This is a genomic window from Aeromonas sp. NJAU223, assembly GCF_051125555.1.
Lineage (GTDB): Bacteria > Pseudomonadota > Gammaproteobacteria > Enterobacterales > Aeromonadaceae > Aeromonas > Aeromonas veronii_G.
Map to the genome: position 1 here is coordinate 3,887,590 of NZ_CP144204.1, position 25,902 is coordinate 3,913,491.

27 protein-coding genes are annotated in these 25,902 nt (G+C 61.7%); 6 read left to right on the plus strand and 21 right to left on the minus strand.

All coding sequences use genetic code 11. The features are described 5' to 3' along the window. Positions 1-28 precede the first annotated feature (28 nt). From rimM to ffh, 3 genes are all read right to left on the minus strand, one after another. Complete coding sequence (gene rimM / locus VZC39_RS17755; RefSeq protein WP_277856305.1) at positions 29-550, minus strand: ribosome maturation factor RimM; 522 nt, start codon at positions 548-550, stop codon at positions 29-31. Positions 551-574: 24 nt separating this feature from the next. Further along, positions 575-823 carry a 30S ribosomal protein S16 gene (gene rpsP, locus VZC39_RS17760; RefSeq protein WP_010673084.1) on the minus strand — a complete coding sequence of 83 codons (249 nt, stop codon included), beginning with the start codon at positions 821-823 and terminating at the stop codon, positions 575-577. A gap of 184 nt (positions 824-1,007) precedes the next feature. After that, positions 1,008-2,384, minus strand: a complete 1,377-nt coding sequence (gene ffh / locus VZC39_RS17765; protein WP_349919675.1) for a signal recognition particle protein — start codon at positions 2,382-2,384, stop codon at positions 1,008-1,010. A gap of 326 nt (positions 2,385-2,710) precedes the next feature. Here ffh and VZC39_RS17770 point away from each other — a divergent pair, with 326 nt between their 5' ends. Together VZC39_RS17770 and VZC39_RS17775 are read left to right on the plus strand one after the other, a co-directional pair. After that, on the plus strand, positions 2,711-3,502 hold the full coding sequence (locus VZC39_RS17770; protein WP_434664270.1) for a cytochrome C assembly family protein: 792 nt from the start codon (positions 2,711-2,713) through the stop codon (positions 3,500-3,502). A gap of 39 nt (positions 3,503-3,541) precedes the next feature. Beyond that, positions 3,542-4,822 carry an HlyC/CorC family transporter gene (locus VZC39_RS17775; protein ID WP_349919679.1) on the plus strand — a complete coding sequence of 427 codons (1,281 nt, stop codon included), beginning with the start codon at positions 3,542-3,544 and terminating at the stop codon, positions 4,820-4,822. A gap of 31 nt (positions 4,823-4,853) precedes the next feature. Here the strand turns inward: VZC39_RS17775 and VZC39_RS17780 are convergent, their stop codons facing one another. Further along, positions 4,854-5,321 (minus strand): Rrf2 family transcriptional regulator, encoded by a 468-nt coding sequence (locus tag VZC39_RS17780; protein WP_434664271.1) that lies wholly within the window; start codon positions 5,319-5,321, stop codon positions 4,854-4,856. Positions 5,322-5,432: 111 nt separating this feature from the next. Between VZC39_RS17780 and hmpA the strand changes: the two genes are divergently transcribed. Beyond that, positions 5,433-6,626, plus strand: coding sequence for an NO-inducible flavohemoprotein (hmpA, locus tag VZC39_RS17785; protein ID WP_434664272.1), 1,194 nt, complete (start codon positions 5,433-5,435; stop codon positions 6,624-6,626). A 75-nt stretch (positions 6,627-6,701) separates the two neighbouring features. Here hmpA and VZC39_RS17790 read toward each other — a convergent pair whose 3' ends face one another. From VZC39_RS17790 to VZC39_RS17815, 6 genes are all read right to left on the minus strand, one after another. Next, on the minus strand, positions 6,702-7,292 hold the full coding sequence (locus tag VZC39_RS17790) for a tetratricopeptide repeat protein (RefSeq protein ID WP_434668507.1): 591 nt from the start codon (positions 7,290-7,292) through the stop codon (positions 6,702-6,704). A 429-nt stretch (positions 7,293-7,721) separates the two neighbouring features. Continuing rightward, positions 7,722-8,657: a malate dehydrogenase gene (gene mdh / locus VZC39_RS17795; RefSeq protein WP_349919683.1), complete on the minus strand. Its 936-nt coding sequence runs from the start codon at positions 8,655-8,657 to the stop codon at positions 7,722-7,724. 242 nt (positions 8,658-8,899) lie between these two features. Continuing rightward, entirely contained in the window at positions 8,900-9,562 is a 663-nt protein-coding gene (artM, locus tag VZC39_RS17800; protein WP_434664274.1) for an arginine ABC transporter permease ArtM, read from the minus strand. A 2-nt stretch (positions 9,563-9,564) separates the two neighbouring features. Further along, entirely contained in the window at positions 9,565-10,215 is a 651-nt protein-coding gene (gene artQ, locus VZC39_RS17805) for an arginine ABC transporter permease ArtQ (RefSeq protein WP_434664277.1), read from the minus strand. A gap of 3 nt (positions 10,216-10,218) precedes the next feature. Then, positions 10,219-10,959, minus strand: coding sequence for a transporter substrate-binding domain-containing protein (locus VZC39_RS17810; RefSeq protein ID WP_349919687.1), 741 nt, complete (start codon positions 10,957-10,959; stop codon positions 10,219-10,221). A 24-nt stretch (positions 10,960-10,983) separates the two neighbouring features. Next, entirely contained in the window at positions 10,984-11,724 is a 741-nt protein-coding gene (locus VZC39_RS17815; RefSeq protein WP_349919688.1) for an ATP-binding cassette domain-containing protein, read from the minus strand. 200 nt (positions 11,725-11,924) lie between these two features. On the opposite strand from VZC39_RS17815, the gene argR reads away from it, so the two are divergent. Next, positions 11,925-12,395, plus strand: a complete 471-nt coding sequence (gene argR / locus VZC39_RS17820) for a transcriptional regulator ArgR (protein ID WP_005308670.1) — start codon at positions 11,925-11,927, stop codon at positions 12,393-12,395. Positions 12,396-12,591: 196 nt separating this feature from the next. On the opposite strand, the gene VZC39_RS17825 is transcribed toward argR, so the two are convergent. From VZC39_RS17825 to glnK, 5 genes are all read right to left on the minus strand, one after another. Next, the gene (locus tag VZC39_RS17825; protein ID WP_434664283.1) at positions 12,592-13,497 is read right to left on the minus strand and encodes a Dyp-type peroxidase; all 906 of its coding nucleotides are present in this window, start codon (positions 13,495-13,497) and stop codon (positions 12,592-12,594) included. A gap of 37 nt (positions 13,498-13,534) precedes the next feature. Then, a complete protein-coding gene (locus tag VZC39_RS17830; protein ID WP_434664286.1) occupies positions 13,535-14,611 on the minus strand; it encodes an ABC transporter ATP-binding protein in 1,077 nt (358 codons plus the stop codon). Positions 14,612-14,652: 41 nt separating this feature from the next. Beyond that, the gene (locus tag VZC39_RS17835) at positions 14,653-16,278 is read right to left on the minus strand and encodes an ABC transporter permease (protein WP_434664288.1); all 1,626 of its coding nucleotides are present in this window, start codon (positions 16,276-16,278) and stop codon (positions 14,653-14,655) included. A 39-nt stretch (positions 16,279-16,317) separates the two neighbouring features. Further along, the gene (locus VZC39_RS17840; RefSeq protein WP_434664290.1) at positions 16,318-17,325 is read right to left on the minus strand and encodes a Fe(3+) ABC transporter substrate-binding protein; all 1,008 of its coding nucleotides are present in this window, start codon (positions 17,323-17,325) and stop codon (positions 16,318-16,320) included. Between the two features lie 251 nt (positions 17,326-17,576). Beyond that, positions 17,577-17,915 carry a P-II family nitrogen regulator gene (gene glnK, locus VZC39_RS17845; protein WP_169046793.1) on the minus strand — a complete coding sequence of 113 codons (339 nt, stop codon included), beginning with the start codon at positions 17,913-17,915 and terminating at the stop codon, positions 17,577-17,579. Positions 17,916-18,116: 201 nt separating this feature from the next. Between glnK and arfB the strand changes: the two genes are divergently transcribed. Both arfB and VZC39_RS17855 read left to right on the plus strand, forming a co-directional pair. After that, positions 18,117-18,533, plus strand: coding sequence for an alternative ribosome rescue aminoacyl-tRNA hydrolase ArfB (gene arfB / locus VZC39_RS17850; RefSeq protein WP_349919697.1), 417 nt, complete (start codon positions 18,117-18,119; stop codon positions 18,531-18,533). Positions 18,534-18,574: 41 nt separating this feature from the next. Next, complete coding sequence (locus VZC39_RS17855) at positions 18,575-19,066, plus strand: methylated-DNA--[protein]-cysteine S-methyltransferase (protein ID WP_434668509.1); 492 nt, start codon at positions 18,575-18,577, stop codon at positions 19,064-19,066. Positions 19,067-19,615: 549 nt separating this feature from the next. Here VZC39_RS17855 and VZC39_RS17860 read toward each other — a convergent pair. The 6 genes from VZC39_RS17860 to VZC39_RS17885 all read right to left on the minus strand — a co-directional run bounded on the left by VZC39_RS17860 (position 19,616) and on the right by VZC39_RS17885 (position 25,795). Then, entirely contained in the window at positions 19,616-20,812 is a 1,197-nt protein-coding gene (locus VZC39_RS17860; RefSeq protein ID WP_434664294.1) for a NupC/NupG family nucleoside CNT transporter, read from the minus strand. Between the two features lie 182 nt (positions 20,813-20,994). Continuing rightward, positions 20,995-21,930: a LysR family transcriptional regulator gene (locus tag VZC39_RS17865; protein WP_434668511.1), complete on the minus strand. Its 936-nt coding sequence runs from the start codon at positions 21,928-21,930 to the stop codon at positions 20,995-20,997. 76 nt (positions 21,931-22,006) lie between these two features. Continuing rightward, positions 22,007-22,540: a glutathione peroxidase gene (locus VZC39_RS17870; RefSeq protein ID WP_434664296.1), complete on the minus strand. Its 534-nt coding sequence runs from the start codon at positions 22,538-22,540 to the stop codon at positions 22,007-22,009. Between the two features lie 75 nt (positions 22,541-22,615). Then, positions 22,616-23,179, minus strand: coding sequence for an NnrU family protein (locus tag VZC39_RS17875; protein ID WP_434664299.1), 564 nt, complete (start codon positions 23,177-23,179; stop codon positions 22,616-22,618). Positions 23,180-23,389: 210 nt separating this feature from the next. Continuing rightward, positions 23,390-24,523, minus strand: a complete 1,134-nt coding sequence (locus VZC39_RS17880) for a glycerate kinase (RefSeq protein ID WP_434664302.1) — start codon at positions 24,521-24,523, stop codon at positions 23,390-23,392. Positions 24,524-24,532: 9 nt separating this feature from the next. Continuing rightward, entirely contained in the window at positions 24,533-25,795 is a 1,263-nt protein-coding gene (locus VZC39_RS17885) for a GntP family permease (protein WP_349919704.1), read from the minus strand. Positions 25,796-25,902: the final 107 nt, after the last annotated feature.

The following is a 25,902-nucleotide window of genomic DNA, read 5'->3' on the forward strand; positions in this document are numbered from 1 at the left end:
CCTCCGGCACCCGTGTTAGCGCGGGAAACTAGAAACCAGGATCCCAATCAACTTCGATTGTGCGAGCAGTCAGATCAATATTCTTGATCACCTGCTCTTCCAGGAACGGAATCAACCGCTCCTTCGCACCGAAGGCATCTTTTACATTGGCTTCAACCACCAACACATCGTTGGAGCCGGTTTCCATCAATTCGGTCACCTTGCCCAGGTCGTATCCCTTGGTGGTCTTTACGGTGCAACCGATGAGGTCACGCCAGTAGAATTCACCTTCGGGCAACGCGGGCAACAGATCGGCGTTAACGCCAATCTCGACATTGGTCAATGCCAGGGCATCCTCGCGCACATCGATACCATCGAGCTTGCAGATCAGACCCTTGTTGTGACGCTTCCAGGCCGAAACCCGGATCTCACGCCACGCCCCGTTCTGATTGATCAGCCAGGGGTTGTAATCGAAAATCGCTTCGGCAACATCGGTGAAGGAGTTCACTTTAAGCCAGCCCTTGATACCGTAAACGGTGCCCAGGGTGCCCAGAACTACAGGTTTTTCCACCTTAACTCCCTACCGTTTGGCTGATTAAGCAGCTTTAGCAGCGTCTTTGATCAGCTTGGCAACGCGGTCAGAAACAGCGGCACCAGTAGCAACCCAATGCTCGATACGAGCCAGGTCCAGGTTCAGCTTTTCAGCGTTACCAGCAGCAACCGGGTTGAAGAAACCAACGCGCTCGATGAAACGACCGTCGCGGGCGTTACGGCTGTCAGCAACTACTACCTGGTAGAACGGACGCTTTTTCGCGCCACCACGTTGTAAACGAATGGTTACCATATCGTCCTCATAAACATCTAATGAACAAGGCCCGCAAATACGCGGACCCTAGCTTAAAATAAGCCGCATAATTCTACTTGGATTCGTAATAATTGCAACCGAGCCAGCCACTTTTTGCACAAGGATGAGCATGAAAAGGGCCCACCGCTGGTGAGCCCTTGCATGGCTGGCTGTCGCCTTAAGATTAGAAGGGGCCGCGGCCGCCACCAAATCCCGGTGGCAGCATGTTTTTCATCTGCCCCATCATCTTGCGCATGCCGCCCTTGCCGGACATCTTCTTCATCATGCGCTGCATCTCGGTGAACTGCTTGAGCAGCTTGTTCACGTCCTGCACCTGCATGCCGGAACCGGCTGCGATGCGGCGTTTGCGGGACCCCTTGATGAGATCGGGATGAGCACGCTCCTTCGGGGTCATGGAGCTGATGATGGCCTCCATGCGCACGGTGAGCTTGTCATCCATCTGATCCTTCACGTTGTCCGGCAGCCCGGACATGCCCGGCAGCTTGTCCAGCATGCCCATCATACCGCCCATGTTGCGCATCTGGGCCAGCTGTTCGCGGAAGTCTTCCAGATCGAAACCCTTGCCACTCTTGACCTTGCTGGCCAGCTTGGCGGCTTTTTCTTTATCGACGGTGCGCTCCACCTCTTCGATGAGAGAGAGCACGTCCCCCATGCCGAGGATACGGGAGGCGAGACGGTCCGGGTGGAAGGGCTCCAGCGCATCGGTCTTCTCACCCATACCGATGAACTTCACCGGCTTGCCGGTGATGTGGCGCACGGACAGGGCCGCGCCACCGCGGGCGTCGCCGTCCGCCTTGGTGAGGATGACACCGGTGAGCGGCAGCGCCTCGTTGAACGCCTTGGCGGTGTTGGCCGCATCCTGACCGGTCATGGCATCCACCACGAACAGGGTCTCGACCGGCTTGATGGTGGCATGCAGATCCTGGATCTCCGCCATCATCTCGCTGTCGACGTGCAGACGACCGGCGGTATCGACGATCACCACGTCATAGAACTTCTTGCGCGCCTGATCGATGGCGGCGGTGGCGATGGCCACCGGCTTCTGGGTCACGTCGCTCGGGAAGAAGTCCACCCCGATGTCGCCGGCCAGGGTTTCCAGCTGCTTGATCGCCGCCGGGCGATAGACGTCCGCACTGACAACCAGCACCTTCTTCTTGCTGCGCTCTTTGAGCAGCTTGGCCAGCTTGCCAACCGTGGTGGTCTTACCGGCACCCTGCAGACCCGCCATCAAGATGATGGCTGGCGGCTGGGCAGCCAGGTTGAGCTGCTCGTTGGCTTCTCCCATCACGGAGACCAGCTCGCCGTGCACTATCTTGATGAAGGCCTGGCCCGGGCTCAGGGACTTGGCCACTTCCTGGCCGACCGCCCGCTCCTTGACCCGTGCCACGAAATCACGCACGACCGGCAGGGCGACGTCCGCCTCGAGCAGCGCCATGCGCACTTCACGCAGGGTATCCTTGATGTTCTCTTCGGTCAGTCGACCACGGCCACTGACATTGCGCAGGGTGCGCGAGAGTCGTTCTGTCAAATTCTCAAACATGACGCATTCCGGTTCTTGGCGTAACAATTGGGGGCATTATACCCCAGACAATCCTGTGGGACGATTATTCACCGCAAGGAGCGAGGGGCAACCCCTTCACGAGCAAGACCTGCACATCCATCGGTACAGGATGCTCATGCCCGACACGGCCCAGCGAAGGCAGGATTTTGCCTCCTGTCGACACCAATGGGTGTCAGGGAAGGGATCAACCACCAGTCTGCTGCTTATATATGGGCAGTTAGCCGCTGGCGCAACTGGCGAGCATATCTTGTGCAAGGTATACTGCTCCTCTTATTCCATAAAGCTTGCTTAACAACGACCTGGTTATGATCGTGATCTCCATCCTGGCCCTGGCGTTTTATCTGCTGGCCATCATCGCCTCGCTGCACCTGCTGCTCAGCGCCAAGCCCGTCGGGCAGATACCGCTGTTCGCCTGTGTGGGCCTGGCCCTGACAGCCCATGGCGTTGCGGTTGGCAGCGAAGTGCTGGCTACTCAGTCGGGCCAGAACCTCAGCATGCTGAACGTCGCCTCCCTGGTCAGCCTCATCATCAGCTGCTTCATGACCTGCGTCACCCGCCGTTTCAACGGCTGGATCCTGCTCCCCGTGGTCTACAGCTTCTCCGCCCTGTTGCTGGCGGCGAGTGCGCTGATCCCGGGCCGCTACATCACGCATCTGGAAGCCCATCCCCAGCTGCTGCTGCACATCGGTCTGGCCCTGATGGCCTATTCGGTACTGATGATCGCCTGCCTGTTTGCGCTTCAGCTCGCCTGTTTGGACAGGCAACTCAAATCCAGAAAAATCAGCAATCTGCCAGCCATGCCACCGCTGATGACGGTGGAACGCCGGCTGTTCCAGCTCATCTCGGCCGGCCTGTTCCTGCTGACGCTCTCCATCGCCTCCGGGCTCTTTTTCCTGGATGACATGTTCGCCCAGGGCAAATCCCACAAGGCGGTACTCTCGATCCTGGCTTGGTGCGTCTATGTTTTGCTGCTGTGGGGTCACCATACCCGCGGCTGGCGCGGTCGCAAGGTCATCACCCTGAGCCTCATCGGCAGCGTCATCCTGACCCTGGCCTATTTTGGCAGCCGTTTCGTCAAGGAAGTCTTGCTGAGCTGACGGCCTAGCCATCCCCCAACCATCCAACAGGAGCCCTTCTTGGACAGTATCTCAACGAGTACATTACTGATTGTTCTCGTTATCTTGATCCTCTTGTCAGCCTTCTTCTCCAGTTCCGAAACCGGTCTGATGTCCCTCAACCGTTACAAGTTGCGGCACCTGGCCCAGACCAAGCACAAGGCCGCCCGCCGGGTTGAAAAACTGCTGGCACGGCCGGATCGTCTGCTCGGCCTCATCCTGATCGGCAACAATCTGGTCAACATCTTGGCCTCCGCCATCGCCACCATCGTCTGTATCCGGCTGTTCGGGGATCTCGGGGTCGCCATCGCCACCTTCGGCCTGACCCTAGTGGTACTGGTGTTTGGGGAAGTCACCCCCAAGACCCTGGCGGCCATGTTCCCGGAGCGCATCGCCTATCCAGCCTCCTGGGTGCTCAAGGGATTGATGGTCCCCCTCGCCCCTTTCGTCTGGCTTATCAATGGCATCACCAACCTCTTGCTCAAGCTGATGCGGCTGGAGCACCGCAAGGATGACTCTCTCAATACCGAGGAGCTGCGCACCATCGTCAACGAGGCGGGTAGCCTCATCCCCCAGCGTCATCAGGAGATGCTCATCAGCATCCTGGATCTGGACAAGATGACGGTGGAGAACATCATGGTGCCGCGCAGCGAGATCTCGGCCATCGACATCAACGACGACTGGAAGACCATACTGCGCCAGCTTGCCCATTGCGCTCATACCAAGATCCTGCTCTATCGCGACAATATCGATGACGTTGTCGGATTTTTGCACTCCAGGGATGCCCTCAGACTGGTGGCCAGGGATCAGTTCAGCAAGTCCAGCCTGCTGCGGGAAGTGGACCCCATCTACTTCATTCCGGAAGGAACACCTCTCAACGTGCAACTGGCCAAGTTCCAGCGCAACAAGGAGCGGATCGGGCTGATTGTCGACGAATACGGGGATATTCAGGGGTTGATCACCCTGGACGACATTCTCGAAGAGATCGTGGGGGATTTCACCACCTCCATGGCTCCGGCGCCCAGCGACGAGATCCACCCCCAGCCGGACGGCTCATTCCTGGTGGAAGGCTCCGCCAACATCCGCGAGCTGAACAAGGAGATGAACTGGCACCTGCCCATGGACGGTCCCCGCACCCTCAACGGAGCACTGCTGGAGTATCTGGAGGAGATCCCACAGCCCAACATCAGCGTGAGGCTGGCAGGCTATCCCATCGAGATCCTTGAAGTGGAGAACAATATGGTGAAGATGGCGCGGATAATGCCCCATCTATACCGCAACGAGTCGGGTTACGAGGATTGAAAAAAGGCTGCCGATGGCAGCCTTTTTCGTTTCACTCGTTTTCGTCGTCCGGCTCAAGCACCAGGGTCGGGATCATCTCGCCAAACACCCGCAGCAGTTCATCGCGATTGGCCAGCAAGTCTTTCAGGGTATAGCCGTCCATTACCGCCAGGAAGGCGTTCATCGCCTCTTTCAGGGCACTCTTCAGCAGGCAGACCGAGACGATGTGGCAGACAGGCGAGTTGCAGTCGATGCCATCCAGGTTCCCTTCCAGCGCCCGGATCACCTGACCGATGTTCACCTCCTCCGGTGCGCAGGCCATGCGGATCCCGCCGTTCTTGCCACGCTGGGACTGCAGGTAACCCAGCTTCACCAGCTGGTTCACCACCTTCACCATGTGGTTGCGGGATACGTCGTACAAGGCGGACACCTTGGCAACGCTCGACAGCTCCCCTTCCGGCAGCGTGGCCAGATAGAGCAGGGCTCTCAATCCAAAATCGGTATAGCTCGTCAGTCTCATAATGCCTGTGGCGCATAGCGCGAAAAAATTGGTTATTGATTCAGATCAATTAAACATCTAGGATGCAACTTATGAAGTGACATTCTAGATGTTCAATTAAAAAGGATCCCTATGTTAGATCAAGCCACCATCGCAGTCATCAAAAGTACCATTCCTCTGCTCGAATCTGCGGGCCCCGCCCTGACCCAGCACTTCTATCAACGCATGTTCAGCCACAATCCGGAACTGAAGGATATCTTCAACCTGGCGCACCAGCGCAGTGGTGGTCAGCCGTTGGCGCTGTTCAATGCGGTGGCGGCCTATGCCAAGAATATCGACAACCTGGGCGCCCTCTCCGGCGCGGTGGAACGCATCGCCCACAAGCACACGGGTTTTCTGATCCAACCGGAACAATATCACATTGTGGGTAGTCATCTCTTGGCCACGCTCAAAGAATTGGGCGGCAGTGCGGTCACCGACGAGGTACTGGACGCCTGGGGCAAGGCTTATGGGGTGCTGGCCAGCATCTTCATCGGTCGCGAGAGCGAGATCTATCAGGAGAAGGCGCAGCAGCCGGGAGGCTGGCAAGGCACCCGCCCCTTCATCATTCGCGAGAAGCGCAAGGAGAGCGAACTCATTACCTCCTTCGTGCTGGCCCCCGCAGACGGAGAGGCCGTTCTGAGCTTCAAGCCGGGACAATACCTCAGTATTCAGCTCAATCACCCCGATCTCGAGTATCAGGAGATCCGCCAGTACTCTCTCTCCGACGCCCCCAATGGCCGCGACTACCGCATCAGCGTCAAGCGTGAGCCAGAGGGTCAGGCCTCCAACCTGCTGCACGACGTGCTGCAAGTCGGTGACGAGGTGGCCCTGATGCCGCCGACCGGTGACTTTTTCCTGCAGACCGATGCCCGCACGCCCGTGGTGCTGCTCAGCGCCGGCGTAGGCCTGACCCCCATGTTGAGCATGCTCAACCAGTTGCTGACAAAGGGCCATGAGGCCGATATCCGCTGGCTGCACGCCTGCGAGCACGGGGCATTGCACGCCTTCAACGAGGAGATCCGGGACAAGAGCCGGCAACATGCCAATCTGGAGAGCCGGGTCTGGTATCGGGAACCACAGGTGCAGGACGAACAAGGGAAGGACTACGACTTCGCCGGCATGCTGAATATTGAACAGGTCAGCGGCCTCATCCCGGCCAATGCCAACTTCTACTTCTGCGGCCCGATCGCGTTCATGAAATCGGTGAAGGGGCAGTTGAGCGATCTCGGCGTGTCTGCCGACAAGATGCACTACGAAGTCTTTGGCCCCCACCAGGACTTCTAAGCCCGATATCCCCTTCAAAACAGCGAGGCCCACCGTCAGGGTGGGCCTCGTCCTATTCGTCCGGCAAACAGGGCTTTAGCGCATCGCCTTGGCGCGGGCGATGGCATTGGCCGGCATGCGTTTGCCCAATTGGCTGAGCAGGCTGGCCGCCTCCTGGTGAGTCGCCTTGTCACCGATGACGGCGCCGTGCAGCCAGTGATACGCCTCCTCGTAATCCAGCGGGCTCCCCATGCCCTGCAACAACATCTCCACCCACTCGATCTGGGCCCGCAGGAATCCCAGGCTCGCCGCTTCCCGCATCAGGGTCTCGGCACGTACCAGATCCTTCTGCACCAGTATCCCCTTCCAGTAGTAGCGGCCAAGCTGCTCCAGGGCCGGGGCCAACCCCTGATTGGCCGCCTCCCACATGTACTGGACCCCGATCTCCGCATTGGGTTTGATACAGACTCCCCAGGCCAGCATGTCTCCCCACAGGAACTGGTAGGCCGGGATCTTCATCACCGAGGCCCGCGCCTCGATGTCTTGGGTCAACTGGCACCTGTCCTGCTTCACCCGGGCCAGATGGCGCCCCTGTTCTATCCAGTTGAGCAGCTCATCCTGCCGATAGAGCGGCACCGCCTGCAGCTCTCCGCTGGCGATGGCAGCAGGGACCGCCGCCTTGGGCAGGGGGGCCGAGGCCTGAGCCTTGACCGTAGCCAAGGGCGCCGTCACCTCTCCCGCCGCTCCCAGCGCCGCGTCCTGCGGGGCAATGATGGGGGGGGAAATGGGAGCCGCGGAACCGATGGCAGCTGACGCCGGCAAGGCGTTCGTCAACGAAATCGTAGTCGAGACGGCGGCAGAGGTCGGCGTCTCGACCAGGGGGGCTGCGGCGGCAGAGGAGGCCGGACTCAGGGTAGCGGAGGCGGCCGAAACACTCTCTGCCCCCTGCAAGGGGAGGCTGCATAGACAGATAAGGCCGACGAGGGAACTGGGTTTAATCATAAGGATCTCCTGCTGCCTCCTGTTATCGGCAGCCTCCCCCGTTTCGTTAGCGTCTCACCGGCACCAGAGACGACAAAGGGGAGCCGAAGCTCCCCTTGTGACGACTCAAGCGGCTTATTTGACGAAGTCGATACCCAGCTGGATGTCGGCCTTCAGGGTGGCCAGCATGCTGTTCATGGCTTCTTGCTCGAAGGCGCTCAGCTTGCCGTAGTCCAGCACGGACTCGACGCCGTTCTTGCCAAGCAGCACCGGCTGCGCGAAGAAGGTGGCGTGCTCGCCGTTGCCTTCCACATAGGCGCACTCGATGACATTGGCTTCGCCCTGCAGACCCTTGATCAGGGACAGACCGAAACGACAAGCAGCCTGACCCATGGAGAGGGTCGCGGAGCCGCCACCGGCCTTGGCTTCCACCACTTCGGTACCGGCATTCTGGATACGCTTGGTCATGGCGGCGACTTCATCGGCGCTGAAGCTGGCCCCTTCGATCTGGGACAGCAGCGGCAGAATGGTCACGCCGCTGTGGCCACCGATCACGTTGATGCGTACCTTGTCGACGTTCAGGCCCTTGGCCTCGGCCACGAAGGTTTCGCCACGGATGACGTCCAGGGTGGTCACACCGAACAGGCGGCGCTTGTCATAGACACCGGCCTTCTTCAGCACTTCGGCGGCGATGGCGACCGTGGTGTTGACCGGGTTGGTGATGATGCCGATCAGTGCCTTCGGGCAGCTGGCCGCGCACTTCTCGACCAGGTTCTTGACGATACCGGCGTTGATGTTGAACAGGTCGGAACGATCCATGCCGGGCTTGCGCGCCACGCCGGCGGAGATCAGTACGACATCGGCGCCAACCAGAGCCGGGCTCGGGTCTTCACCGCAGAAACCTTTTACTTTCACGTCAGTCGGGATGTGGCTCAGATCGGCTGCAACACCCGGGGTGACCGGGGCGATGTCATACAGGCTCAATTCGGAACCAGCAGGCAGGCGATTTTTCAACAGCAGAGCGAGGGCTTGGCCGATGCCACCGGCGGCACCCAGAACGGCAACTTTCATGATCAACTCCATGTTCAAGCGTAGGTTTAAGGTTGTTTCTTGTTGGGATTAAGACGGCTTCTTATTGTGGGCATCACCTTAAAGGATCCCCTGCTAAAAAACAATCTGATAACAGTTGTAATCACAGGTTCTGTGAGCCAGGGAACAGCGACGAGGAAAACAGAGCGGAATATGCGATTTATGGGAGGGAAAGCACAGATTTCCTGTGCTTTCTTGACCATTAAGAGGTAAATAACACTGCTTTATGACTGGAATGCCAGTGCCCGGCGCTCACACCAACGGAAACCAATTGTTAACAATCCATTCATGGTCAGGTAGAGGGCTCCCGCCACGGTGAACACGGCCAGGGTGTCATAGGTCTGGGCGTTGAGGCGCTGGGCCAGCCCCATGATGTCCATGATGGTGATGGTGCTGGCGAGCGAACTCCCCTTGAGCACCAGGATCACCTCGTTGGAGTAGGCGGGCACCAGCCGGCGGGCGGCATGGCGCGTCTTCATCCACAGGGTCTGACCGGCGGAGAAGCCAAGCGCGCGGCAGGCTTCCACCTCGCCGGCGGGGATGGCGTCCAGCGCCCCCTTGAACAGCCGGGTGGAGTAGGCGGCGGTGTTGAAGCCGAGCGCCAGCACGGCGCAGAACCAGGGCTGCTTGAGCAGCGGCCAGAGCGGACTCGCTTTCAGCCACTCGAACTGGCCGGGGCCGTAGTAGATGAGGAAGATCTGGATGAGCAGCGGTGTGCCGGTGAAGATCAGCACCCAGAGTTGCACCAGCTGGGTGGCGACCGGGATGCGACGCTCCAGCACCCAGGTCATGGCGACGGCGAGCAGCACGCCGAGCAACAGGCTCGACGCCGTGAGTTGCAGGGTGATGGCCAAGCCACCCAGCAGGGTAATGAGGTAATCCTGCATGGTCAGCCTCCGTAACGGCGGGTATAACGGGCAGCCTGCTTGAGGCCGAACTCACTCACCAGACTGATGGCCAGATAGATGAGGGCCGCGGCGGCATACCAGGTGAAGGGTTGATAGGTGCTGGCCGAGGCCATCTGGGCCTGGCGCATCATCTCGTTCACCCCGATGAGGGAGACCAGGGCCGTATCCTTGAGCAGCACCAGCCATTGGTTGCCGAGCCCGGGCAGGGCGTGGCGCCAGGCCTGGGGCAGCACGATGCGAAAGAAGATATGTCCCTTGCCAAGCCCGAGGGCCAAGGCCGCCAGCCGTTGACCGGCGGGCACCGCATTGAGGGCCGCCCGCAGGGTCTGGGTGGCATAGCTGGCAAACAGCAGGGAGAGCGCCAGCACGCCGCAGGCGAAGGGGCTGAACTCCACGTACTCGCCGGTGATGAGGAACAGCACCTGGGTCGAGCCGAAGTAGATGAACAGCACCACCAGCAGTTCGGGCAGCCCGCGGATCAGGGTGGTCAGGGTGGCCACCGGCCACACCAGCCAGCCGCGCTTGCTGAGCTCGGCGGCGCTGAACCCCAGCGCCAGCACCATGCCCCCCACCAGAGACGCCAGGGCCAGCCCCAGCGTCATCCAGGCCGCATCCAACAACAGACTCAACATGGCTTATTGCTGCGCGAAGTATTTGTCATAGATCTTCTGATAGGTGCCGTTGGCCTTGATCTCGGCCAGCCCCTTGTTCAGCTGGGTCAACAGCTCTGTGTTGTCCTTGGCCACGGCGATGCCAAAACCGGTACCGAAGTACTTGGCGTCGGTCACGGGGGTGCCGATCACGCCGTAATCCTGGTGCTGCTTGAGCCACTCGGCGGCCACGGCGGTGTCGGCGAAGACGCCATCGGTGCGGCCGTTCATCATGTCGAGGAAGGCACTCTGGTAGCTGGCATAGGGCACGGTGAGCAGGCCCTTGCTGATCCAGTTATCCACCAGGTAGGACTGGTGAGAGGAGCCGTTCTGCACGCCGACCGTCTTGTCCACCAGATCTTCCGGTCCCTTGTAGGCACCCTTCTTGGCGACGAAGACCGCGGAGTTCTCGTAATAGATGTCGGAGAAGTCGACCTGGGCGGCCCGCTCCGGGGTCACGTCCATGGCGGCGATGGCGGCGTCATAGCGACGGAACTTGAGGCTGGGGATCAGGCTGTCAAACGCCTGGTTGTGGAAGCTGCACTCCAGTTTGGCCTGGGCGCAGATGGCGCGGGCCAGATCGATGTCGAAGCCCTGGAACTCGTTCTTGTCGTCCAGGTATTCGAACGGCGCATAGGTAGCCTCGGTGGCGAACTTGATCTCCTTGGCCAGCACGGAGGTGCTCAGCAGGCCCATGGCCGCAACCAACAACAGACTCTTTTTCATGACAGCTTCCTTATCGACTCAATATCAATGCATCAAGAATTCGGCAAACCGGCTGGTTTGCGGGGCCTGGAAGATAGCGGCGCTACCGGATTCGATGATCCGCCCCTTCTCCAGATAGATCACCTGACTGGCCACCTTGCGGGCGAACTCCACCTCGTGGGTCACCACCACCTGGGTGATGCCGGTCTGGCTCAGGCCGCGGATAATCTCCGCCACCTCTTTGGTAATTTCAGGATCGAGCGCGGCGGTCGGCTCGTCGAACAGCAGTACCTGGGGATCCATCATCAGGGTGCGGGCGATGGCCACCCGCTGTTGCTGGCCACCGGAGAGGCGAGCAGGCCAGGCGTCGCGCTTGTCGGCGAGCTGCAGCTGGGCCAGCAGATAGGCCCCCTTGTCGATGGCGGCCTCACGGTTCATGCCGAGCACCTTGATGGGCGCCTCGATGAGGTTCTCCATCACGGTGAGATGGGGCCAGAGGTTGTACTGCTGAAAGACCATGCCCACCTTGCGGCGCAGGGCCTGGGCCTGGCGATTGAATTGCACCGCAGAGAGGTCGCTCGGGAAAGAAAATTCACTGTCGCCAATGCGCAGCACACCGGCATCCGGGGTATCCAGCAGGTTCATCATGCGCAGCAGGGAACTCTTGCCCGCACCGCTAGGGCCCAGCAATACCAAGGTTTCGCCGGGAGCGGTCTTGAAGCTGACCTGCTGCAGTACCTGCACCTTGTGCCAGGATTTCTCGATGCCGATTAATTCAATACCCATACGACCTAATTGAATAAGTTTTCAAAATTTCGTCCTGATTCTAGCGCTAGCATAAGTGGATGCAAGCTATATTTGAATCAATATGCAGAAGAAGCGCCGCTTCCTTGCCAAAACCGGCATATGAATGCAAAATAGCAGCGCTGTTCGTACCTGTCCCCTGAGCGTGACGGGCGACCACTCCCCTCATTCGTGAGTCCAAGATGAAACATAACGACAAGCAAGAAAAACTGGCCAAGGCCTTTAAAGCCCTGCTAAAAGAGGAGCGTTTTGGCTCCCAGGCAGAGATAGTCACTGCCTTGCAAGAGATGGGCTTCGAGAACATCAACCAATCCAAGGTATCGCGCATGCTGAGCCGCTTCGGCGCCGTCCGCACCCGCAATGCCAAGATGGAAATGGTCTACTGCCTGCCGGTGGAACTGGGTGTGCCGACCACCTCCAGCCCCCTCAAGAATCTGGTACTGGACGTCGACCACAATGGCGCCCTGGTGGTGATCCACACCAGTCCGGGTGCCGCCCAGCTGATCGCCCGCCTGCTCGACTCCCTCGGCAAGGCCGAAGGGATCCTCGGCACCATCGCCGGTGATGACACCATCTTCATCACCCCGACCAGCGACACCGATATCGAGGAACTCTACCTCTCGGCGCTCGAGCTGTTCGAACAGACCCCCTGATCGGGTTGCCACCCTGGCGGCGCCACGACCCGAACGAAAAATCCCGGCCTAGGCCGGGATTTTTGTTTTCTGGGCCGCCTGCTGGCGGCCTGACTTGCATCCGAGCTCTACTGCCCGGCGCCAGAGATGCGCCGACCGGGTCAGAGATCCATGCCGGAGCGCCCGCTCGGGCACATTTTTCAGCGCATTCGTGCTGTTATTCCCCCTGGGATAGCAGGAAATCTTGTGAAGGAGCGAAGAAGGCAGCCCCCGTCACCGCCTTGGTGAAACGCAGCAGGTGATCGTAGTGGCTGCCCTCCCCCTTGTACATGCTGGCCAGCATGGCGTTGAAGTGCAGCGGCGTGCGGCAGCAGGAGATGAAGTAGAGCCCCTGCTCGCGCATGGTGCCCCAGGGCATGCTCTGGCGCAGTATCTCCATGGACTCCCCCTTGGGAGTCTTGAGGTTGACCCGCTTGATGTGGGAGGTCAGCGGCTTGTCGGCAGACTCGTATTCGATGTTGTCGGCCTTGGTGCGGCCGATGATGTCTTCCTGCTCCTTCAGAGCCAGCTTCTCCCAGTCCGCCAGGGCGTGAACCCAGCGCTGCACGTGGATGTAGGAGCCACCGGCAAACTCGCCCCCTTCCAGCAGCGCCACCTCGGCCCGGTGATCCTCTTGCGGATTCTCGGTGCCATCGACGAAACCGGTCAGATCGCGACAATCCAGGTTGCGGAAGCCGCGCACCTCTTCGGCCAACGCTACCAGACCCGCCAGCAGCGCCATCACCCGCTGACCGGCGTGATGCAGCACGTCCACCCGATCGGCGCGCAGTTGCACGAACAAGTCGAACGGGGTGTTCGGTGCCTCCTGACCGTTGGCAGACTGCGCCATGAAACCACGGAACTGGGGCGGGCGGGCAACCGGATAGAGGGCATCCCACCCTTCGGCACCGACGGCCACCAGGCCGCTGAATGCGGCATCGGGGAAATCGGCACTCACCGCATCCCACAGCACAGGCAGCTTGGCCAGACGGGCCGCCAGCTCGGCGCCGTCACCGGTGCGATTGAACATCAGATAGAGGGCGTGCAGATTCGGCTCTGCGCAGATCCCGGCTTGGGCTTTCATTTCTCTCTCCAAAGACATTGGCTAGGGCATCGCGGGATTATAAACCGGAATGGGGCCAATTCCTTGATTTCACATCGCTATCGGCCACATCCCCAAACAGCACCAGGGCATGGGGGGCGACCGTCACCCTGGCACGCTCCCCCTCGAGGGGCTCGCCAATACTGGCCTCCAGCAGCTGATCCCCGCACGCCACCAGCACCCGGCAGTGGTGGCCGAGGAATTGCTGCTCCCGTATCACCAGGTCCCCCTCAGCCGCCGCCGTCAGCACCAGCTGCTGGGGCCTGAGCATGAGTTGCAGCCGCTCGCCGACGGCCCGGCCATGGGGCTCATGGCCCGTCATCCGCCCCAACACAGTCTGCACGCTGTGGCTGTCCAGCACCTCGGCGGCCAGGTAGTTGACCCCGCCGAGAAACTCCGCCACGAAGCGGTTCTGTGGACGGCGATAGAGCTGTTCGGGCTCCCCCACCTGCTCGATGCGACCGGCCCGGAACAGCGCCAGCCGGTCGGCGAAGGCGAAGGCCTCCTCCTTGCTGTGGCTGACGAAGATGGCGCCGATGCCCTGGCGCTTGAGCAGGGCGCGGATCTCGAGGATGAGCTTCATCCGCACCTGGGTGTCGATGTTGGAGAAGGGCTCGTCCAGCAGCATCAGCCGCGGTTTGCACACCAGGGCGCGGGCGATGGCGACCCGTTGCTGCTGGCCGCCGGAGAGCTGATGGGGATAGCGATCCCCCAACCCTTGCAGATTGACCAGGGCCAGCGCCTCCGCCACCTGCTGCTCACGCACACTGCGGCTCTGGCGGATCAGCCCGAAGCCGACGTTCTCGGCCACCGTCAGATGGGGGAAGAGGGCGTAATCCTGGAAGATCATGCCGATGTTGCGCGCCTCCGGCGCCATACTCCGGCCCGGCCCATCCAGCAGGGTCTCGCCGAGCCGGATCTCTCCCTCAGCGAGTGGCAGCAGACCGGCCACGGCCTTGAGCAGGGTCGTCTTGCCGCAGCCACTGGCCCCGAGCAGACAGACGATCTCGTTGTCGGCCACCTGCAGTGAGAGCTGTTCCAGTACCGGCCGGCCGTTGTAGTGACAGCTGACCTTCTCGATATTCAGACAAGACAAGGCTCGTCTCCTTTGTTCTTTGACCCAGGCTGGACGCGGGCTCAGTGCCCCTGACTGTCCAGGTTGCGGTTGATCCAGATGAGCGGCACCAGCCCCACCAGCACGATGACGATGGCACCGAGCGCCCCCCGCTCCAGCATCTCGTCCGAGACGAACTGATAGACATGGGTCGCCAGGGTCTCGAAGTTGAAGGGGCGCAGCAGCAGGGCGGCGGGCAACTCCTTCATGGATTCGATGAATACCAGCAGGGCGCCGGCGAACAGGCCGCGCCGCACCAGGGGCAGGTGTATACGTCGCAACATGCCGCCGCTCCCCTGACCCAGGGAGCGGGCCGCCGCATCCAGGCTCGGGGAGACCTTGCCCATGCTGCTCTCCACCGAGCCGATGGCGATGGCCACGAAGCGCACCAGATAGCCAAACACGATGGCGGTGAGGGTGCCGGTCAGCAGCAGACCGGGCCCCTGCATGCCGAGCCACTCGGCCAGATCGTTGATGCCAAAGTCCAATGCGGTCAGGGGGACCAGTACCCCGATGGCGAGCACAGTGCCCGGCATGGCGTACCCCAGGCTGGCGATGCGCAGGGGCAGGAGGCTGCGAGCGCCCCCATCGAGGCGGCGGCAGAAGCCGAGCAGCAGGGCGACGGCCATGGCCAGCAGGGCGGTCAGCGCCGATATGGCCAAACTGTTGCCGGCGAAGCGCACAAACTCCGGCGTCCAGGAGAGCGCGAAGTAGCGTACCCCGTAATCGAGCAGGATGGCGAACGGCAAGGCGAAGCCCGCCAGTACCAGCCCCCAGCACCAGAGCCCGGCGAGCAGGCGCCATCCCCCCTCGAGGGGGTAGCGCAGCGGCGCCTCATGGCCCATGGATTTCTGGAACACCTGCTGACGCCGGCGGGAGCGGCGCTCGATGGCGATGAGCAGCACCACCGCCAGCAGCATCAGACAGGAGAGCTTGGCGGCGGTGGCCAGGCTGCCATAGCCGAGCCAGGTGTCGTAGATGGCCGTCGTCAGGGTATTGAGGGCGAAGAAGTGGACGGTGGCAAAGTCCGCCAGGGTCTCCATCGCCACCAGTGATGCGGCCACCATGATGGCGGGGCGCGCCAGAGGCAGGCTCAGGCGGCGAAAACTCTGCCAGGGAGTACAACCGAGCAAGCGGCTGGAGTGAATCAGGCTGACCGACTGCTCAAGGAAAGAGGCGCGGGCCAGCAGGTAGACATAGGGGAAGAGCACCAGGGCCAGCACCCAGGCAGCCCCCCCCAGGGAGCGGATGGCCGGGAACCAGTAGTCGGCCGGACTCTGCCAGCCGAACAGGGCGCGCAGCCCTGCCTGCAAGGGGCCCGAGTAGTCCAGCAGATCCGTGTAGACGTAAGCGACGATATAGGACGGCATCGCCATGGGCAGCATCAGTGCCCACTGCAACGCCCGGCGGCCAGGCACCTGGCACATGGCCACCAGCCAGGCGGTCGGCACCCCGAACAACAGGCTGAGCCCCACCACCCCCAGCACCAGTCCGGCGGTGTTGGCGAGGTAGTTCGGCAAGACGGTATCGGCGAGATGGGCGAACAGGGCGCCGTCCGCCGAGAAGGCGGAGAAGACGAGGGCGAGGACGGGCAAACCCAGCAGCAGGGCGCTCGCCCAGCTGCCGGCAATCCAGACAGGATGTTTCATGAGATCACAAGGTTTGATGGGGCCAGCGGCCCCATCCGATTACAGGTCGAACTTCACTTCATCCAGCAGCTGCAGGGCATCCTTGCGGTGCTTGGCGTAGTCGCTGACCGGCAGGGTGTCAGACTTTAAGCTGCCCCAGGACTTGACCATGGCGGAAGGCTCCACCCCGGCCTTGACCGGATACTCGGCGTTCACGTCCGCGTACAGGTGCTGGGCGGTGTCGCCGGAGAGGAACTCCATCAGCTTTTGGGCCGCTTCCTTGTTCTTGGCGTACTTGGTCATGGCCACGCCGCTCACGTTGACGTGGGCACCGCGATCGGCCTGGTTCGGGAAGTTGATCTCCACCGCATCGGCCCAGGACTTCTGCGCCGGATCCTTCAGCATGGCGCCGAGGTAGTAGCTGTTGCCCAGCGATACATCACAGATACCGTCCTTGATCGCCTTGACCTGATCCCGGTCGTTGCCCTGGGGCTTGCGCGCCAGGTTGGCCTTGACCCCTTCCAGCCAGGTCTTGGTGTCGGCCATGCCGTGGTGGACGATCATCGAGGAGACCAGGGCCACGTTGTAATCGTGCTTGCCGCTGCGAGTACAGATTTTCCCTTTGAATTCAGGCTTCACCAGATCTTCGTAGCGAATGGTATCGAGCTTGCCGAGACGATCCTTGCTGGAGTAGATGGCACGCACCCGGGTGGTCAGGGCAAACCACTTGTTGTCCGGATCCCGGTAGATGGAGGGGATGTTCTCCTGCAGGGTCTTGCTGTCCACCGCTTGCACCAGATCCTTGTCCACCAGATCGGTCAGGCGGCTGATGTCGACGGTCAGCATCAGGTCAGCCGGGGAGAGCTTGCCTTCCCGCTCCAGACGCTCGTTCAGCCCCTCTTTGGCGAACACCACGTTGACCTTGATCCCCGTCTCCTTCTCGAACTGCTGGATGATGGGCTTGATCAGCTCATCCTGGCGGTTGGAGTAGACATTCACTTCTGCGGCGGCAAAGGCCGACTGGGCGACCAGAGTGGAGAAGGCCAGTGCCAGCATCTTCATTTTCATCGTCATCCGTTCCTTGTGTTGCGTGTCGTTGAGAATTGTTTTTGTTTGCATTCTGCACGAGGCGCAACCCAGGGATCAAGGCGATTCCGGGAGGTAGGATCACATATTTAACCATTGACTAAACAAAAAGGCCGGATGGCATAGCCTCCGGCCTATCAATGATAATTCACTCTATTACTGCCTCGATCTGGCACGGTATGCTGCCCATCCCCCTTCCAACCCGCGAAACGAGGGATCGGGCCGCGCGAGGATCAGAGCGCCTCGTCGTCGCTCTCGCCGGTACGGATCCGCACCGCCTGCAGCAGGTCGTAGACGAAGATCTTGCCGTCGCCGATCTTGCCGGTGTAAGCCGCCTTGCAGATCGCCTCGATCACCCCTTCCACGTTGTCGTCGGCGGTGGCGATCTCCAGCTTCACCTTGGGCAGGAAGTCGACCTGGTACTCGGCTCCCCGGTATAATTCGGTATGCCCCTTCTGGCGGCCGAAGCCCTTGACCTCGGATACCGTCAGGCCTTCGACCCCCAGGCTGGCGATGGCCTCACGCACATCGTCCAACTTGAAGGGTTTGATAATCGCAGTAATCAGCTTCATCTGGTTGCTCCCAATCCATGGTATGTCGTGGAAGAGTCATCAATTCTTGTGCCAAGTATTTTTATTGTTTATTTTCATAAAGATAGCCTTTAACCCTTGGGCCGTCAGGGTCCGGGATCACCAAGGAAGCGCAACTCGCCCCAATATGAGGCACCAAGCTGCACCAGACTCCCTTGATGCACCAAATGAGAGCATCGCCCCATGTTAGTCATCTCCAACAGCGTCACCATTCCCTGGCATGAGCTGCAATTCCAGACCATGCGCGCCCAGGGCAACGGCGGTCAGCACGTCAACAAGACGGACTCCGCCGTCTGGCTGCGCTTCGATTACCGGGACTCTCCCAGCCTGACACCGCTCTACAAGGAGGGGCTGGAGAAGCTCGCCGACAGCCGGGTCCACGATGGCTTCATCCAGATCAGGGTCGAGACCCATCGCAGCCAGGACATGAATCGCAAGGAGGCCATGAACCGCCTGGTGGAGTTGCTGAAAAAAGCCGCCTGGCGCCCCAAGGCGCGCCACGCCACCAAACCGACCCGCAGCTCCCAGCGCAAACGGGTCGATGCCAAGAAGCGCAAGGGGGAGATAAAATCCACCCGCGGCAAACCCGGGCTGGACTAGCCCGGGATGCGCGCCATGAGGTGCAGAGAACCAGCATGCAGATAAGATACGACTTTTGTGACAGTGCCCATGGCCCCCTGCTCGTCGCCATCGACGCCCGGGGTCTGCGGTTTGTGGAGTTCGTGCGAGGGGAGAGACCCATAGTGCCGGCCCCGGAGTGGTTGCAAGACCCGCAGGCCCTCGCCCCTTTTATCGCCCAGTTCGAGGCCTACTTTGCCGGCCAGCTGCAGCGCTTCGATCTGCCCCTTGCCGCCCGTGGCACCAACTTCCAGCAAGCGGTGTGGGGGGCCCTGTGCGACATTCCCTATGGCGAGACCGTCAGCTATCTCGACATCGCCAGCGCCATCGGCAACCCCAAGGCGGTGCGCGCCGTGGGAGCCGCCAACGGCCAGAACCCCTTGAGCATCATAGTGCCCTGCCATCGCGTCATCGGCCGCAGCGGCAAGCTGGTCGGCTACGGGGGAGGACTGCCCATCAAGCAGTGGTTGCTCGCCCTGGAACAGAGTCACCGGGACTTTGTCCTCACCCCCTGACGGCGCCGCCCTGCCCCTTCAATGCCAGTGGCTGCTCGCTCTGGAACAGAGTCACCGGGACCTTGTCCTCACCCCCTGACGGCGCCGTCCTCCCCCTTCAATGCCAATGGTTGCTCGTCTAGCCCAAAGCCAGCGGGGCCCCATCCTCACCCCCTGACAGCCGCAGACCTCCGGGGATCTATCCTCCCCCGATCCCGGGGGAGTAAAACTTCACGTCTATGCTACCAATAATAAATCCATCGAAATAAAGTACTGATTATTTAAATAAACACAGCATCACAGGCATGCCCCATGAATACTGGGCAGCGTTTATCAAAATGAACACAGTATGAAGAATCGCCTCAGAAGGGCTTCAGAGAAAGGGAGGCATGATGACCCTGTACCTGGGTGGTATGGCTCATCCCTCATCCAGGTCGCACCCATGTGACGCTTCCAATCTGTCTTTTTCCCCGCGCCTCCCCAGAGGCGCTTTTTTTTTGCCTGCCATCCGGCCACAAAAAAGCCCGCCGAAGCGGGCCCTGACCGGAAGGTGCTAGCTTCGGTGGTCAATCAGAGGCTGAGGAACAGACCCGCGAGGGAGGCGCTCATCAGGTTCGCCAGCACGCCGGCCAGGATGGCACGCATGCCGTAGCGGGCGATGAAGGCCTTGCGCTCCGGCACCATGGCTCCCAGGCCACCGATCAGGATCGCCATGGAGGAGATGTTGGCAAAGCCGCACAGGGCGAAGGTGACGATGGCCTTGCTCGACTCGTTCAGGGTCTGATCCTGCACCAGGGCGATGAAGGCGACGAATTCGTTGATGACGATCTTGGTACCGATAAGCGCCCCGGCGGCCTGAGCCTGATCCCAGGGCACCCCGATGAGCCAGGAGACGGGAGCAAACAGCCAGCCCAGGATGATCTGGAAGCTCAGCTCCAGCCCCACCAGATCCCCGGCCCAGCCCAGCAGGCCGTTGAGCAGGGCGATCACCCCGACGAAGGCCAGCAGGGTCGCCCCCACCGCCACCGCGATGTTCAGGCCGGACATGGCCCCGTCAGCCGCCGCCTCGATGACGTTGGTGGCACGGGGGATCTCCACGTCCTCATGGTGATCCACTTCCTGTTCACCCGGCGGCACCAGGATCTTGGCCATGGCCAGACCGGCAGGGGCCGACATGAAGGCCGCCGCAATCAGGTATTTCAGCTCGACCCCGATGCTGGCATAGCCCACGAGCGTGCCACCGGCCACCGAGGCCAGGCCGCAGCTCATCACCGCGAAGAACTGGGAGTCGGACATCTTGGAGAGGTAGGGCTTGACTACCAGGGGCGCCTCCACCATGCCGACGAAGATGTTGGCGGTGGCGGAGAGGCTCTCGGCGCGGCCGGTACCCAGCAGCTTCTGCAAGCCACCCCCCAGCAGAGCGATCACCTTGGGCATCAGGCCGATGTGGTAGAGGATGGCGATGAGGGCGGAGAAGAAGATGATCACCGGCAACACGTTGAAGGCGAAGATGAAGCCCAGCTTGAACTTGGCGAGATCCCCGAACAGGAAGGCGATCCCCTCCTGGCCGTAACCGATCACGCTGCTGACGCTCTCGCTCACGCCGTTCAGCACGTGCTGACCCGCGGGCAGCCAGAGTACCAGAGCGGCGAAGAGCACTTGCAGGCAGAGGGCGAAGCCCACTGTTCGCAACGGGATACGACGACGATTATCAGAGCAGAGTACGGCCATGGCCAGAATACTCAGCATGCCGAGCAGGGCGATCATAGGGAGTCCATCGAGTGAGATAAAAGATGGGCGCGGATTCTGCGCCCCCTCCCCCATCACTGCAAGCCCGCCCGGTTACAGCCCTGTTAGCAAAAACGTTTTCACGATATCGGTTGCGGCAAGCTGCTGATTTCGCTGATCTTTGATATCACGAGAAAGCCAGTGTTCTTATATAGAAACGATCATTCCTCCCTGCCGGACAATTTGCCCCCGAGCCAGGGGCTGAGCCGCTGCTCCCAATAAGGGGTGGGGCCGAAGCTCTCCTTGAGGAAGTCGATGAACAGGCGGATCTTGGGATCCAGGTGCTCGCGCCTGGCATAGACGGCGTGTACCGCCATCTTCTGGTTCGGCCGCCACTGGGGCAGCAGGGGAATGAGCTGACCGCTCTGCAACTCCTTGTCCAGCAAGTAGTTGGCCACATAGGCGATGCCGAGACCGGCCAGCGCCGCGTCCCGCACCGCCTCCGCCAGATCCACCCGGTAGTTGCCCGCCACCTGCACCGTCTGGCGCTCCTTGCCCTGGCGAAACGACCACTCGTGATAACGCCGCTCCCGGCTCTGATAGGTGATGCAGTTGTGCTGGGCGAGATCCTTGGGTTGCAGCGGCGTACCGTGGCTCAACAGGTAGTCCGGCGAGGCCACCAGCACGAAGCCGATGTCCGCCAGTCGCTGCCCCACCAGGGCTTGCGGCTTGTCTTCATAGGTGGTGATCCAGAGATCCAGCCCCTCGTCCACCAGGTTGGTGCGGTGATCGAACAAGGACACCTCCAGCTCCAGCTCGGGATAGCGTGCCTGAAACGCCTTGAGCCGCGGGATCACGTGCAACCGGCCGAAGGACTGGCCGACCCCGAGGTGCAGCACCCCGCTCACCTTGCCGCGACGCTCCGCCACCATGGAGTCCGCCTCCAGCGCTACCGCCACCAGGGCCCGGCAGTGGCGGGCATACTCCTGACCGAGGTCGGTCAGGGCGAAGCGGCGGGTGGTGCGCTGCACCAGCTGGGCGCCGAGCTCGGCCTCCAGCAGGGCCAGCTGCTTGCTGATGTGGGACTTGGAGACCCCGAGCCGGCGCGCGGCCGCCGAGATGCCCTGTTCACGGACCAGGGCATCGAAGATCACCATTTGGGGCAGACGTTGCAGCACGGGATGTCCAGATGAAGAGAGGGGGAGCCATTATTCCAGACTCCCGGAACCCGGCCTAGGGTTCGAGCGCCTGTTTCAGCTCCCCCAGCAGGGGATCCTCTCCCGGCGCCTGGCTGGCACCATAGCTGCCAAGCAGCCTGCCATCGCGGCCGATGAGGTACTTGTGGAAGTTCCAGCCGGGGGCATCACCACCGGCGGCGGCTGCCAGCCCCCGGTAAAGCGGGCTGGCCTCGCTGCCGCGCACGGCGATGCGGTTGAACATGGGGAAGGTAACGCCGTAGTCTCGCCGGCAGACGCTCGCCGTCTTGCCCTCATCGGCGGACTCCTGCCAGAAGTCGTTGGAGGGGAACCCCAGAATAATCAGTCCCTTGTCCTTGTAGTTCTGGTAGAGCCGCTCCAGATCCGCGAACTGGCCGCGATAGCCACAATAGGAGGCGGTGTTGACCACCAGCACCACCTTGCCCTCGGTGAGCTGACAGAGGTTATGCCGCTGGGTGCTGTTCAACTCCCGCTGTTCCAGATTGAAGTAGGCAGGACAGGCGGCTGCACTGCCCGTCACCAGCCACAGCAGCAGGATCATCCATTTCATCTCGCGCTCTCCCGTGGGTATGCATGGTTTCATGATACTGGCAGCAGAAGTCGCTGTTGGCGACCCTCGGATCACTCAATGCAGGGGAATGCCGGTGAGCCAGCCGTGACCCCAGAAGATGAGCAGGGTAGTCACCGCCAGCCCGGCCCCCAGGCTGATCCCCGTCCCCAGCCAGGTCGCCGCCGGACGGGGCACGGCGCGCCAGTCCCGTACCGAAATCCAGACCAGGCTGATGAGCGCCCACAGACCCAGGCCACCGAACAACATCAGGGAGCGGGCTTCGCTGTTCACGGCCAGATGGGCGCCCGCCCACAGCAGGGTGCCGATCAGCTGGGGGTGCACCAGGTAGCGTCTGAAATGATTGTTCCCCTGGCCTGCACACAGCAGGATGAGCGCCACCGGCATGATGGCCATCGCCAGCATGGGGCCCCAGGCGGGCAGGAAGTAGAGCGGCATGGGGCTGGCCATGCGCCAGCCGGCGAGGATGCAGCCGATGGCCACGAACACCAGCAGGGAGAAGAGTCCCTTGTAGCGGTTCTCCCCCAGCCGTTCCCGCAGACGGGCGCGGTGTGCCGGGGCGAAGCAGGGATAGAGGTGAGTCAGGGTAAACAGCACAACCCCCAGGGTCAGCAGGATCATGGGCGTCTCCTCGCACCTTGCCCTTCATGGGGGTTAACTATGCCGCAAAGGGCTGAACGAGAATAGAAAAACCATATAAAAGACAGCGGGATAATGAAAAAAGCCGATCAGAGATCGGCAAGGTGCGTCAGAGGGTCTGGTGCCAGGCAGCCAGCCACATCCGCTACACGGGGCGGGGTTGGCCGGTGCCAGGCACCGGCCGAATAAGGTTTATTTGCGCAGCAGGTAGAGGGCGGCCACGTTGCGGGCCGTGAGCTCCAGATTGATGGTGGCGGTGGCCAGTGCCTCCGGCAGGGCCATGGCCCGGTTGACCACCGCGAAGACGGCATCCAGACCGTGTTCATGCACCACGCCGTAGTCATCGGTGAGACAGCCTGCGATGCCGATCACCGGCTTGCCGAACTGCTTGGCACAGCGGGCCACGCCGATGGGGGTCTTGCCATGAATGGTCTGGCTGTCGATGCGTCCCTCGCCGGTGATGACGAGATCCGCGTCGGCGACCGCTTCCGCCAGCTTCAACGCCTCGATGACGATCTGGATGCCGGGCTTGAGTTCGGCACCGAGCAGCCCCACCAGGGCAGCCCCCATGCCACCGGCGGCGCCGGCTCCCGGGATCTCCTTCACCTGCTTGCCGAGGGCCTGTTCGATGCAGTCGGCGTAACGGGCCAGGTTGGCATCCAGTTGCGCCACCAGCTCGGGGGTCGCCCCTTTCTGGGGACCAAACACCGCGGAGGCCCCCTTCGGGCCGCACAGCGGGTTGTTCACGTCACAGGCCACCTCGATGGTGAGCCCGGTCAGACGGGGATCCAGCTCGCTCAGATCGATGCTGGCCAGCTCACTCAGGCTGCCACCACCCTGGCCGATGGGAGTGCCATCGGCTTTGAGCAGCTTGCCGCCCAGCGCCTGGATCATACCGGCGCCGCCGTCGTTGGTCGCACTGCCGCCGATGCCGAGGATGAGGTGACTCACCCCCATCTCCAGGGCGGCCAGGATCAGCTCCCCCGTGCCCCAGCTGGAGGTCAGCAAGGGGTTGCGCTGCTCGGGCGCCACCAGATGCAGGCCGGAGGCGGCCGCCATCTCGATGACGGCACGCTCCCCATCCCCCAGCAGGCCGATGAAGCCTTGCACCCGGTTGCCGAGCGGGGCGGTTACCTCCACCGGCAGGATGTGGCCACCGGTGGCATCCACCAGGGACTGCACCGTCCCCTCGCCACCATCGGCCATGGGCAGCTTGACGTAGGTGGCGTCGGGCAGCACCTGCTTGAAACCGGCCTCGATGGCATCAGCCACCGCCATGGCGCTCAGGCTCTCCTTGAATGAATCTGGGGCGATAACAATTTTCATATCAATTCCTTAGGCGAGACCGAACACGCCAAACATCAGGGTGGAGACGGCAGCAATCGTCAGACCGACGGCAGTTTCATAGGGGATGAGCTTGAGACGCTCGCTCACACCCATGTGAACGCTGCCCCCGGTGGCATGGAAGAAGGAGCCATGGGGCATGTGGTCAAATACGGTGGCACCGGCGTGGATCATGGCGGCCCCCGCCAGACTGGTGATACCCAGTTCGATCAGGGTAGAGCTGAACACGTTGGAGGCCACCACAGTACCGGCCGTGGTCGAGGCGGTTGCCAGGGACATCAGGGCACCGGAGATGGGGGCCAGCAGGTAGGAGGGCAAACCGGACGCAGTCAGGCCGCTGATCAGCACATCTTTGAGGCCGGAGTTGGCGATGATGCCCGCCAGGGTACCTGTCCCCAGCAGCATGATGGCAACCGGCGCCATCCGCGCCAGACCGGAGACGGCGAACTGGTTCACCTTGCTGAATTTCCCCATCATCAGGGCGCCCACCAGGCCGCCGAGGGGCAAGGCGATGAGGGGATCGACGACGATGCCGGCCACCGGGCGCAGGGCCAGCAGCAGGATGGCGACCAGGGGCGCGCTGATGGCGGCCATGAAGCCGGGCAGAGCGGCGCCATCGAAGCTCACCACTTCGTCGGCGGCAACCTTGCTGCCCTTGTTGTTGAGGCGCTTGGCGAGCCAGTAGGCCATCACCAGACCGAACAGACCCGGGATGATGCCAGCCGCCATCACGGAAGTGAGGGGCAGGTGGAAGGCGTCGGAGGCGGCGATGGCGTTCGGGTTCGGGGACATGACGTTGCCCGCCTTGCCGCCGCCGATCATGGCCAGCAGGATGGCCGCCTTCGAGAGGTCGGCACGGCGCGCGATGGCGAGTGCAATGGGGGCGACCGTGATGACGGCCACGTCCACGAAGACGCCCACCGCAGTCAGGATCAGGGTGGCCAGGGCCAGGGCCAGCAGGGCCCGGGTCTCGCCAAGCTTGCGGACTATGGTCTCGGCGATGGTGGTCGCCGCGCCAGATTCAATCAAGACGCCCGCCAGCACACCGGCGGCCAGGATCCGCATCACGGCGGTGGTGATCCCCTGAGCGCCGCCGATCATCAGGGCGACGGTCTGGGTCAGGTCGGCACCGCCGATCAGGCCGCCGGCCAGAGCGCCGACGATCATGCCATAAGCGGGCGGTACCTTCTTCAGGATGAGGAAGATGGCGATGGTAAGCGCGGCGAGAGCGCCGAGCGCGGATACAGGGATCATGACGGGCACCTTTTGTTGTAGTTAGTGGCCGCCATTATGGGGATCCCCGCCGGGAAAGCTTTGGTTAAAAAACCAAAACTTGATGACGAAAATCCATGCTATTTGTT